At 27.8% G+C, this 12,206-nt stretch carries 10 protein-coding genes; all 10 read right to left on the bottom strand.

Translation table 11 applies throughout. The features are described 5' to 3' along the window. Positions 1-77 precede the first annotated feature (77 nt). The 10 genes from JWF52_RS08160 to JWF52_RS08115 all read right to left on the bottom strand — a co-directional run bounded on the left by JWF52_RS08160 (position 78) and on the right by JWF52_RS08115 (position 12,047). Positions 78-749 (bottom strand): ABC transporter ATP-binding protein, encoded by a 672-nt coding sequence (locus tag JWF52_RS08160; RefSeq protein WP_208333108.1) that lies wholly within the window; start codon positions 747-749, stop codon positions 78-80. After that, a complete protein-coding gene (locus JWF52_RS08155) occupies positions 746-1,522 on the bottom strand; it encodes an ABC transporter permease (protein ID WP_208333088.1) in 777 nt (258 codons plus the stop codon). The genes JWF52_RS08160 and JWF52_RS08155 overlap by 4 nt, the downstream gene beginning before the upstream one ends. After that, entirely contained in the window at positions 1,494-2,492 is a 999-nt protein-coding gene (locus JWF52_RS08150) for an ABC transporter substrate-binding protein (RefSeq protein WP_208333087.1), read from the bottom strand. The genes JWF52_RS08155 and JWF52_RS08150 overlap by 29 nt, the downstream gene beginning before the upstream one ends. Positions 2,493-2,612: 120 nt before the next feature. Beyond that, positions 2,613-3,443 carry an energy-coupling factor transporter transmembrane component T family protein gene (locus tag JWF52_RS08145; RefSeq protein WP_208333086.1) on the bottom strand — a complete coding sequence of 277 codons (831 nt, stop codon included), beginning with the start codon at positions 3,441-3,443 and terminating at the stop codon, positions 2,613-2,615. Next, positions 3,440-5,146, bottom strand: a complete 1,707-nt coding sequence (locus JWF52_RS08140; RefSeq protein ID WP_208333085.1) for an ABC transporter ATP-binding protein — start codon at positions 5,144-5,146, stop codon at positions 3,440-3,442. Before JWF52_RS08140 ends, JWF52_RS08145 begins: the two co-directional genes overlap by 4 nt. Positions 5,147-5,167: 21 nt before the next feature. After that, entirely contained in the window at positions 5,168-5,725 is a 558-nt protein-coding gene (locus JWF52_RS08135) for an ECF-type riboflavin transporter substrate-binding protein (RefSeq protein WP_208333084.1), read from the bottom strand. A 272-nt stretch (positions 5,726-5,997) separates the two neighbouring features. After that, entirely contained in the window at positions 5,998-6,384 is a 387-nt protein-coding gene (locus JWF52_RS08130; RefSeq protein WP_208333083.1) for an S-Ena type endospore appendage, read from the bottom strand. Between the two features lie 170 nt (positions 6,385-6,554). Then, entirely contained in the window at positions 6,555-8,549 is a 1,995-nt protein-coding gene (locus tag JWF52_RS08125; RefSeq protein ID WP_208333082.1) for a YgiQ family radical SAM protein, read from the bottom strand. 204 nt (positions 8,550-8,753) lie between these two features. Continuing rightward, a complete protein-coding gene (locus JWF52_RS08120; protein WP_208333081.1) occupies positions 8,754-10,097 on the bottom strand; it encodes a hypothetical protein in 1,344 nt (447 codons plus the stop codon). Positions 10,098-10,415: 318 nt separating this feature from the next. Continuing rightward, a complete protein-coding gene (locus JWF52_RS08115) occupies positions 10,416-12,047 on the bottom strand; it encodes an amidohydrolase (RefSeq protein ID WP_208333080.1) in 1,632 nt (543 codons plus the stop codon). Positions 12,048-12,206: the final 159 nt, after the last annotated feature.

Genomic DNA, 12,206 nt, shown 5'->3' with positions numbered 1-12,206 from the left:
CTGCCTCCTTATAATAAAATATTACCCTACAATAATTATTGTATATTATAACCTAAACAATACATAGTCTTAAATCTTTAATTTATATGTATACTGATATCTTCTTTATTAAGTTTCTTAGAATTATCTAATATAGCCTTTATTTCAATAGGTCTATTTCCTAATATAATTATTTTATCACCCAAATATAAAGCTTCATCAATATCATGAGTTACAAATATTACGGTTCTCTTTTCTATTTTTAGTATATCATTGAAATTATCTATTATAACTTTTTTATTTAATATATCAATAGATTTAAATGGCTCATCCATTATAATAATATTAGAAGGACAAATTAATCCCCTTGCAATATTAACTCTCTGTCTCATTCCTCCACTAAGCATTTGAGGATAATAATTTTTATAATCAGAAATTCCTACTAAGCTTAAGTATTTATGTACTTCTTTATCTAATTCATTCTTTTTGTAATAGTTTTTAGCTATTAATCTAATATTTTCTTCAACTGTTAACCAATCAATTAATCTATCTTCTTGAAATATATAGCTTATTCCAAACTTTTCTAAAGTATCAAATTCTCTACAATCACTTTTAATAATTCCACTTAAAATATTTAAAAGTGTACTTTTGCCACATCCTGATTTTCCAAGAATACAGTTTACTTTATTTTTATAAAATTTTATACTAAAATCTTTGAATATCTCATTTTCATTGTATATTTTATTTATATTATTAATTTCAATTATCATCTCTTCCATATAAAAGTTCTCCTTAATAATACTTTTTGAATTATATCTAAGATTACAGAGATTATTAGTATTATTACAATCCATGCAAAAATTCCTGATGTATTAAAATTAATCTTTTCAACTTGTATCATAGTTCCAATTCCATAAGTTGGTTGCCCATATACCTCACCTGCTATAACTACTTTTAGAGCTAATGAAAATGTTGATATTAAAATAGGTATTAAGTTATATTTTATGGATGGTAAATATAACTTTAATATTTTATCATTTATATTTATTTTATATATTTCACTCATTTCAATTAATTTTTTATCTATATTTAACATTGATCCTAATACAGCATTATATAATATTGGCATAACTATTGAAAATCCAACTATTAACGGTGCTTTATCTTTGTTAAACCATATTAATACAAGTAAAACTAGTATCATAGTAGGAATAGACTCTAATATTTTACTTATAGGCTTAATAATATTTCTAATAATTTTATTACTATATGATAATATTCCTATAACCATAGCTAAAACTAATGCAAGTAAAAAACTATACAAACTTCTCCCTATAGAATAAGCCATATCCAAATAAAATCTTGGCTCTAAAATTATTTCTTTCATACTATTTAATGTTTGATTTATAGTAGGCAGGTATATTTCATTATTTATTAATATAGCTATAATTTGCCATAAAAACAATAGGAGAATACATGAAAGTACAATCTCCATTTTATCTTTCCTATTAGAATTATTTAGAAATGAAGTATATACCTTCATCTGGTAATTTTCCTCCTACAGAGTTAGTATCAAAATCAAATAGTTTTTTATAATAATAATTATAATCATCAATCATATCTTTAATAGGAACAAATTTTAAATTAGATCTTTCCATGGCTCGCCCTATAATACTCGATTCAATAGATACGCCTATTTCTTTAGCATATTCTCCTACTCTATCAGAGTTTGTATTAGCCCATTTCACACTATCTGATATTTGATTTATAAATGAATCTACAAACTCTTTATTTTCTTTAGCAAAATCAGATTTTACTATTATTGTAGACTGTGGATATCCCTCTTGTGAGTTATTAATTTCTTTCCATTCATCATTTAAGCTTTTTATTATTTTCACTTTTTTATTTGTATTTAATAGCCCTGTTAATGCTGGTTCAGGAACAAATGCTGTACTAAGTTTATTTGTTGCTAAAAGTGGGACTAACTCATTTACTGAATTAACATAACTAAAATTTATTTTCCCTAAATCAACACCTCTATCCTTTAAAATAGCTTGAGCAGTTATATCTGGTGTTAGGCCTTTACCAGTATTTCCAACTTCATACCCTTCTAAATCTTTTAGCGCTTTTATATCTTCTGTAGATACTAAATAAAATGATCCCATACCTACAGTTCCAGTTATTTGATAGTTAGATGTTTTATTATAGGCTATAGCTGCCATATTTGATGGTACTATGGCTATATCAACATCTTCTTTCATAACTGATGTAGATAGTGCTTCTGGAGTTTTTTCTATTGTATATTTTATATCATATCCTTCTTTTATTTTAATATCTTCATTCATTAATTTAGCTAGCGTTATTGACGGTAATCCATCAGGGGCAGATATTTTTACTTCCTTACTATCTACTTTACCCTCTGATTTAGTTATTTCTTTAGATGTTTGGCTACACCCTACTAATAATATAGAACTAATAGCTACTGATAGTAAAATACTTATTCCTTTTTTCATTTTCGTTTACCCCCTAAAAACTATTTTAAACTAATAACTTCTTCTAGTTTTATAAATATTCCTTCTTTTATATATAGTAAAAAAGAACTTATATGTAATTTACATATAAGTTCTTTTTTACTATATATATGGATTATAAAATCTTGATCCATTTAACTTAACCATAGCTACAGATATAATTAATATAATTATTAAAAATATTATCGCAATATAATCTTCTTTTTTAAATTTTCTCATACTATACCATGTACGTTTTTTTCCATTTCCAAATGCTCTTAGTTCCATAGCTAAACTTATTTTATCTATTCTTTCTAAACTTGAAAATATTAAAGGTATTAGTATAGCCGATGAATTTTTTATTCTTTTTATTAATTTCTCATTTCTAGATAAATCTATTCCTCTCGCTTGTTGCGCAAATGATATATCTTTATAATCTCTTTGTACATCTGGTATGTATCTTAAAGCAATTGATACAGTATACGCCGCTTTATAATTTATGCCTATTTTATTTAAAGATGCTGCAAACTCACTAGGTTCTGTAGTAAGTATAAATAAAAGAGCTATTGGAATTGTAGAAAAATACTTAAGTATTACATTAAATTCATAAAATAATTGCTCTTTTGTTAATGTATATGGACCTAGTATATTAAATATATCATGTCTAGTTCCATATATTTCTACTCCTTGATATGGAGCAAATATAAATATCATAATTGCATTTAAAACTAAAAAAAATAATATAAAATAAAGTACAAAAGATATATCTTTAAATTCTATCTTAGATACCTTAAATGCAATTAATCCTATTATAAAAATTCCTAATAAAACTCTTGTATCATACGTTATCATAGCAGCTATTGTCCAAACTAAAAAACATATTAATTTAGTAGCTCCTGTTAACTTATGAATAGGTGAGTCTTTCTTTATATATGACAACATTTCTGTATTCATAGCTTTCTAACCCTCCTATCATATTCTATAAATCTATTTACAAATTCTACTGAATCTTCTATACCGCACTTTATAGCAAGTTCATGTAGTGATGTTTCTTTTAAGTTTGCTTTTTTTACTATATCTTTATTAGTTAATATATTAATAGCATTATCATCAACTAACTTTTTCCCTTCTGACAATACAATTACACTATTAGTGTACTCTAACATAAGATGCATATCATGAGTTACCATTATAACTGTAACTCCTTTTTTATTTAGTTCAACTAAAAATTCCATTATTTCTGTATAATGTTTAAAATCTTGGCCCGCTGTAGGTTCATCTAAAATTATAACTTCTGGATTTAATACAAGTATTGATGCTATTGTGACTCTTTTCTTTTGACCGTAACTAAGTGCTGAAATTGGCCAATTCCTATATCCATATAATCCACATATTTTAAGTGTTTCATATACTCTTTCTTTAATTTCATCTTCTTTAATACCTTTTATTTTTAGCCCAAAAGCAACTTCATCAAATACCATTGTTTTAGATATCATTTGATTTGGATTTTGCATTACAAATCCTATCTTTTCTGAACGTTCTTTTATAGATTCATCTATTATATCTTTAGTATCAAATATTATTCTTCCTGATGTAGGTTTATAAAAACCACATATTAATTTTGATATAGTTGATTTTCCTGCACCATTTCTTCCAACTATACTCACCATATCTCCTTTATCTATTTTAAAAGAAAGATCTTTTAAAACTTGCTTTTCATTTCCATATGAAAAACTTACTTTATCAAACTCTAAAATTGTATTAGTTTTAGGCTTTTGTATAGCTTTATTTGCACTTTCATACCAAGTATTAACTTTATCCTTACAAGCGCTACAATCTAAAGTTTTAATATTTGAAGGATTTAACTTTGGATTTATATCACAATTTGCATATTTAAGTGCTGTTATATATAAAGGTTCTCTAACTCCAATTTCTGATAAAGTATTACTTGAAAGAAGCTCATTAGGAGTAGTATCCACTACGATTTCACCTTTATCCATTACTACAATTCTATCTACATCACAATGAAGAACATCTTCTAATCTATGTTCTATTATAACAATTGTCTTATCTCCATTTTTTTGTATGCTATCTATTAATTCTATAGCACTTTTACCTGTTGCTGGATCTAAACTTGCTAGTGGTTCATCGAATAACAATACTTTAACTTCATCTACTGTAACTCCAGCCAAAGTAACTCTTTGTTTTTGACCACCTGATAATCTATATGGAGATTCATCTATTTCTTTATATATATCAACTAACTTTGCTGATTTTTCTACTTTTTTTATCATTTTCTCTTGTTCTACACAGTAATTTTCTAACTTAAAAGCTATATCCTCACCTACTGTAAGTCCTATAAATTGACTATCTGGGTCTTGTAGTACCGTCCCTACAATTTTAGATAAATCAAATATATTTTTAGATTTTATATTTGCATTGTTTATTTTTAATTGCCCTGTCATTTTTCCATCATAATAAAATGGAACTAATCCATTAAGACAATGAGCTAATGTACTTTTTCCAGATCCTGATGGACCCACTATAAGAACTTTTTCACCTTCATATATAGTTAAATTTATATTTTTAAGCGTTGGCTCTGATTGTACTCTATATTTAAAGTTAAAATCTTTAAACTCTATTATCTTCCTTTTCATCTAAAGTCTCCTTATTAAATTTTAATCTTCTACTCTTAAACTTCCACTCTTTATTTTAGTCTTAGAATAAGTTAATAATATTAAAGTACCTAGTATACCTATAGTTAACATATTAGATATACCACCTATCATACCTTGAATATAAACTTTATCAGCTGGCTCTGCATATATCTGTATATCTAATGTAGGTGCCACTAAAAACCATGCAATTACATTTGCTATAACTTGTGTTATATTAAATAATATTATTTGTTTAGTGCCAAAAATTCCATCATTAACCTTTAATTTCTTCCATACTAATCCTATTATCAAACCAACTATTGCTGATGATATAACCCAGCTAAACCACGGCATTCCGTAAAACACTAAATCCTTTAATCCATGCCCTATAAGTCCAATTAAAAATCCCGCTACTGGTCCATATAATATAGCCATTAATGCAAGATATGCGTACGCCGTTTCTATATTAGTATTTGGTATACCAGTTGGTATCGATCCAAATCTACCTAATATCATAAATACTGCAGCTCCAATTCCTATAGCAACTATAGTTTTTATTGAAAATTTACTTTTATTCATACTTATACCTCTCTATTTTAGATGTATACATTTATGTTTATTTAAATTAAACACAAATTTTAGTATAAACTTTACTAAAAAAAATGTCAATATAGGTCGATTTTTTAGCCATTCTTCTACCTTTATTATTAGCGATATTCTTTTATGTATCCTTAACTTTTATTTAGATAAATAAAAAGGCAGAGAAAAAATCTCTGCCTAGTATAAGTTAAATACTATATTTTTAAAAATCTAAATTTACATTAATAATTGATTCTGTCTAAGTGATACTCTTAGTCAAGATCAGCAACTTGTAAATCAAAGCAAAGTAATACTCTTGCTGTACCTCCTCCAGTTTGAAGTGTTAGATGATCTATTCCATTTACTGTAATTGCAGCTTCTTGATTAGGCCCTACAACAGTACCTAAACCATTTGTTCCAACAGTAACACTAACATTTGGCGATAAATTTATAATTTTTATTGTAGCACGTGTAATAGTATTTGTATTTGCTTTGTAAACAGTTATTTCATTAGATGAAGCAGTTGCTCTTATAGTAAATTGTTCTTTAACAAAGGTGTCACAGCATTCACTTTCAATGTCGCAAGCTCTTTCCCTTTTATCATCATGATCTGGTCTTGGGGAACATCCACAGTTACTACCTTCATACATATCATACATATTATATACATCTCCTTTTAATATAGGACAATTTTTTGTCCTCAATGTATAATATGATTTATATAAAACTTAGTTACACTAAAATCGACATTTTTTTACTCTTTCTGATATTTTATAATAAACACTATAAATATAAAAAGGATATGAGATAAACTCATATCCTTTTTATATTATCTTCTTTTCTTTTTTATAGGCTTAGAGTTTTTAGAAAACTTCTTTCCTGATTGATTATTTCTATCATTTTTACTTCTATTATTCGATTCGTTCTCTCTTGAAGAGTTTCTTCCTCTTGAATCCTTATTATTTGAGTTTTTAGAGTTATTATTCTTTTTATTAGAATTTGAACCTCTATTTGAATATCCTCTTGCATCTTTTGGCTTAATTAAACATCTATGTCCAAGTCCTATTAAATCTTCTCTTCCAGCTTCTACTAAAGCTTGGTGAACTAAATCATAGTTTCTTGGAGCTCTATATTGAAGTAATGCTCTTTGCATAGCTTTTTCTTGTTTTGACTTAGGAACATACACAGGCTTCATAGTAAGTGGGTCTATTCCTGTATAGAACATTGTAGTAGATAATGTTCCTGGAGTTGGATAGAAATCCTGTACTTGCTCTGGTTGATACTGAGTATCTCTTAAATACTCAGCTAATTCAATTGCACTATTTAATGTAGAACCAGGATGAGATGACATTAAATATGGTATTAAATATTGTTTTTTACCTAATTGTTCATTTATAGCAAAAAACTTTTGTCTAAACTTATCATAAGTATTTCCTGCTGGCTTTTGCATATGATGTAGAACTTCTTCTGCAACGTGTTCTGGTGCAACTTTAAGTTGTCCACTAACATGATGCTCTATTAATTCTCTAAGAAATTTATTATCTTTATCTGCCATAACATAATCATATCTTATTCCTGAACGGACAAATACTTTTTTTATGTTAGGAAGTTTTCTTAGTCTTCTTAATAACTGTAAATACTCACTATGGTCTACTGTTAAGTTTTTACATGGCTCTGGGTGTAAACATTGTTTATGCTTACAAGCACCTTTTGTTATTTGTTTTTTACATGCTTCTTTTCTAAAGTTAGCAGTAGGTCCGCCTACGTCATGTATATAACCTTTAAAATCTGGAAGTGTAGTTATCCATTTCGCTTCATCTACTATAGATTCTTGACTTCTACTTTGAACAGCTCTACCTTGATGGAAAGTTATAGCGCAGAAAGCACAACTTCCAAAGCATCCTCTAGAACTCACTATACCAAACTTAACTTCTTCAATAGCCGGTATTCCTCCGTCCTTTTTGTATATAGGATGATATGTCTTTTGATAAGGAAGTGCATATACTGCATCTAGTTCTTCTCTATTTAAAGGTCTTTCTGGTTTATTTTGTACCAAATATTTGTCTCCATGCTTCTGTACTATAGCTTTACCTCTGTATGGATCTTGCTCATCATATTGAACCTTAAAAGCTTCAACATACTTTATTTTATCATCACAAACTTCTTTATATGATGGTATAAGTATATAATCATCATATATTTCATCTAAAGTATCCGCTATATAACACGTTCCATTTATATGTCTTATATATTTAGGATCAAATCCATCATTAAGCGCATCTGCTACTTCAACTATTTGCTTTTCACTCATTCCGTAAACTAATAAATCCGCTCCACTATCTATAAGCATTGACTTTCTTACTTTATCACTCCAATAATCATAATGAGCAAATCTTCTTAAACTAGCTTCTAATCCACCGATTACTATTGATATATTTTTATATGCTTCTCTTATTTTATTACAATATACTATTGTAGCTCTATCCGGTCTAAGACCCATTTTAGCTCCTGGAGAATACATATCCTTATCTCTATGCTTTTTACTAACTGAATAGTGGTTAACCATAGAGTCCATGTTTCCGCCATTTACTAAGAATCCTAATCTTGGTCTTCCTAATTTCATAAAGTCATCTGTACTTTTCCAGTCAGGTTGTGCTATTATACCAACCTTATACCCTGCATTTTCTAGTACTCTTGATATTATGGCTGTTCCGAAACTGTGATGGTCAACATAAGCATCACCCGTAACTATTATAAAATCTAGCTCATTCCATCCTCTATCTAGCATATCTTGCTTGCATATCGGTAAAAATTTATTTTCCATTTTATCACCTGCTTTTTATATCATTAAATTTATTATATCCTAATTAAATCCAAACGAAACTATAGTCTCTATTTTGAGCCTCTAAATTGTAATTATACCACAAAATATGATTTAATTTGTCATATTCTATAATTTATTTAAATAGTATTTTAAGGAATAAAATAATAAAAAAAGCATGGATATAAATTCATGCTTTTTTATTATTTAAGATACTCTTTCATTATATATATAGTTTTTTATTTTATACTTACTCCATTCAAATTCAGTAAACATTGCTAATGCAGTTATATTTATTGATGTTGCTATGAATAATAGTATATTTAATAAATTAAACAATATATCGAATTTAAATACTGATAAAGCACCTGATACTACTAAAAGTGCTATATATAAAGTATTTTTCTTTACAGTTTCTTTTTCTATTAAATTATTTAAAAGAATATACGCTCCCAGTAAAGTAGTCATTCCTGATAATATTATAAATATAAATAAGATTGCAAATCCAAAACTTCCAGTCACACTAATAACAGTTTCAAAATATGAAACTAATCTATACACCCCTACTTCAGAAAAAGTTATTATACCTTTATCAAGTCCATAAGATGCTATATAAGATGTAACTACTATAGAAACAACTACTAGTGTAGTAGTTAAAATTAACGAAATTGTTCCAGCTACTCTTGGGTTTGAATCTGACTTCATTGAAGCTAAAGCTAAAGTCCCTAAACCAGGTTCAGCAATTTGTATAACTCTTTGCATTCCAAATATTAATCCTAGGGGAATTCCTAATATCATAGAAACAGGATTTTTAAATCCTATAATAACTCTTTCTATAAATACTGGAATATAACTTGATGTTTTTGCTGCAAATAATCCAAAGAATATAAAGTATATAGTAACTGCTACTAATATCATACCTATCATACATTTTATAAATACATCTTGTCTATTTTTTAGTACTATAATCGTAATAATTCCTATTAATGGTATAACTATGTATAAATATCTTTGTAATTCACTAAGTTCAATACTAAACACTTTATCTAATGTCGTTATCATAATAGCCTCAATTCCACTAAATTGGACTCCACCTATTGCAAATACATATAATAATATTAATGCTACTATATAAACATTTGCTGCACCTTTGCATACAAATGATTTAATATATTCTTTTGGTTCCATTCCTACAATTTTTGCTATTAAAGTCTCACAATATGATATTGGTATTAGCACAAAGGACCCTAGTAATGCCCAAATAGCAACTGCTTCTACATACATTTGACCACTTATTGCTAAATTACTTAAAGCGCCTATAAAACCTATTATTGTTCCTGTTCCCATCATAGCTCCTAATGCTACAGATGCCTGAGGAACTATATACTTTAAATTTACACAACTTTTTTTAGTTGTAAGAGATCTTATGTTCAATATTACTTGAGAACAAATATAAATTCCAACTAATAATAAAAATGGAATAAATATAGGCCAAACTACATTAGATATTATTGTTGTAAATTGCTCTAAATATGATAGTATATTTTCCAAAGTGCGCCCCCTTTATTAAGTTATTTTAAATAAATACTACTCTATATTTAATTTTTGATATATACGATCTTTTTTTAATTCAGATTTAAATATTGTTTGTATTTAACCTATTTTTAGCTAATCCATAGAGTATTATATCATGTTAAATGCTATCTTTCATCCCTAAAATACGATATTTTAAAACAAATTATATTTTATGGTATCCTTTGAGTTATTTAAACTTCGCTTTGTATTTATATAAGTTAATTTATTGGTAATAAAAAAGAGTATAGACTTAGCCTATACTCCTCTTAAATTATAATAAAAAACAATTAAAAACTATTTTTTAAAAATTGAATTTCCTTCTTTTATAGTTTCTAAAACATTTATATTTTTTATTTCTGATGCTTCAACTTCTAGTGGATTTTTATCAAGTATAACTAAGTCTGCTAATTTACCAGTCTCTATACTTCCTTTTATATCTTCTTCAAAGTATTGGTAAGCTCCGTTTATAGTTACAGCTTTTATGGCTTCTATAACAGGTATTCTTTGATGTTCACCTAATACTCTACCACTTTCTGTCATTCTGTTTACAGCAGTGTGTATAGCAAATATTTGATTAGGCATTTTAACCGGTGGATCTTGGTGTAGCGTAAACTTTATACCTTTTTCTAGTGCCCAACCTATTGGAGATATATTTTGAGCTCTTTCTGGTCCAAACACTTGATCATGATGTAAATCTCCCCAGAATGCTACGTGATCATTAAAGAATGTTGGAACAGCTCCAACAGCTATAACATCATCTAATTGATCTTTTCTTAATGCTTGGCAATGAACCATAACTGGTCTTAATTCAGCACCATGTCCTGTTATTTCCATAGCATTTTTATAGCATCTTAAGAATTGAGCACATGCCTCATCTCCATTTACGTGAACATGAACTTGTATATTTAAGTTTATACAATCAACAAAGTATTGAGTTACAACTTCGTCAGTTTGAGTTCCATATCCGCAATAATCAGCAGATTGCCCTTCAGGTACAACATGATAAGGTTCACTTAACCAAGCTGTAAATCCTTGAGGCGAACCATCTAGCCAAGTCTTACCTCCAGCTAATTTATAATGATTTTTATACTCTCTCTTTGGAGTACCTTCATTTGTCATAAGCTTAGTTGTTACTGGTTGAGTTGCTAATCCCATTATATCTATTATTAATTTCCCAGTATTAGCACAAGTTTCTAATATATGAGTATATCCATTAGCTAACTCAACAGAAGCATCTTGAGTAGTTGTTACACCTAAAGATGCATATACTTTTTGAACTCTCTCAACAGCTCTTAAAACATCTTCAAATCCTGGTGATATTACTACTTTTTTCTTTTCACTATCAAGGATAGCATTTTCTTCTAAAACTCCATTTGCTTCTTTAGAATCAGGAGATACAGTTCTTACAACTCCACCTTCTGGTACTATATAATCATCTCCTACATATCCATATAACTCTAAAGCTTTTGAGTTAACAGACGCTAAATGTCCAGATGCATGAGATACAGTTATAGGTATATCTTTGCTTACTGAATCTAAATCAAATTTTGTAGGATGTTGACCATCTTCAAATCTCGTATTATCATATCCAAATCCTATTAACCATTTATCTCCTTGAGGAGGATTTTCTTCTAACTCTTTTTTTAATTTAGCTAATAATTCTTCTCTTGAAGTAACATCTCCTAAAGTAACTATCATTAAAGTTTGAGCTGTAGCTACTATATGTCCATGAGGATCTATAAATCCTGGTAACATAGTTTTTCCTTCAAGATCAACTAAATTAACATTTTCATCTTTTAAAGATAATATTTCTTCATTATTTCCAACTTTAGAAATTTTTCCATTTTCAACTAAAACCGCTTCTGCTATTGTGTTGTTACTATCTACTGTAACAACTTTACCATTAAAATAAATAGTCTTTTGCATAATACTGTCTCCTTAGTCCTCTAATTGATTTGAGAGCATCTATTAAAAGATGCTCTCTATATATTAAGATATTTTCTTATCTTCGAATAAATCTTCTAACTTGTATTCTTTCCATTTCTTTAAACTGAATATTAATAATGCAGTTACGTTTATTCCAGA

The organism is Clostridium sp. CCUG 7971 (genome assembly GCF_017590215.1).
Classification (GTDB): domain Bacteria; phylum Bacillota; class Clostridia; order Peptostreptococcales; family Peptostreptococcaceae; genus Faecalimicrobium.
This window is presented reverse-complemented; position numbering and strand designations above follow the sequence as displayed.

Excerpts from the sequence above, each read along its gene's own strand:
- JWF52_RS08160 (WP_208333108.1), bottom strand. The coding sequence starts at position 749 with ATGATAATTGAAATTAATAATATAAATAAAATATACAATGAAAATGAG.
- JWF52_RS08155 (WP_208333088.1), bottom strand. The coding sequence starts at position 1,522 with ATGAAGGTATATACTTCATTTCTAAATAATTCTAATAGGAAAGATAAA.
- JWF52_RS08150 (WP_208333087.1), bottom strand. The coding sequence starts at position 2,492 with ATGAAAAAAGGAATAAGTATTTTACTATCAGTAGCTATTAGTTCTATA.
- JWF52_RS08145 (WP_208333086.1), bottom strand. The coding sequence starts at position 3,443 with ATGAATACAGAAATGTTGTCATATATAAAGAAAGACTCACCTATTCAT.
- JWF52_RS08140 (WP_208333085.1), bottom strand. The coding sequence starts at position 5,146 with ATGAAAAGGAAGATAATAGAGTTTAAAGATTTTAACTTTAAATATAGA.
- JWF52_RS08135 (WP_208333084.1), bottom strand. The coding sequence starts at position 5,725 with ATGAATAAAAGTAAATTTTCAATAAAAACTATAGTTGCTATAGGAATT.
- JWF52_RS08130 (WP_208333083.1), bottom strand. The coding sequence starts at position 6,384 with ATGTATGATATGTATGAAGGTAGTAACTGTGGATGTTCCCCAAGACCA.
- JWF52_RS08125 (WP_208333082.1), bottom strand. The coding sequence starts at position 8,549 with ATGGAAAATAAATTTTTACCGATATGCAAGCAAGATATGCTAGATAGA.
- JWF52_RS08115 (WP_208333080.1), bottom strand. The coding sequence starts at position 12,047 with ATGCAAAAGACTATTTATTTTAATGGTAAAGTTGTTACAGTAGATAGT.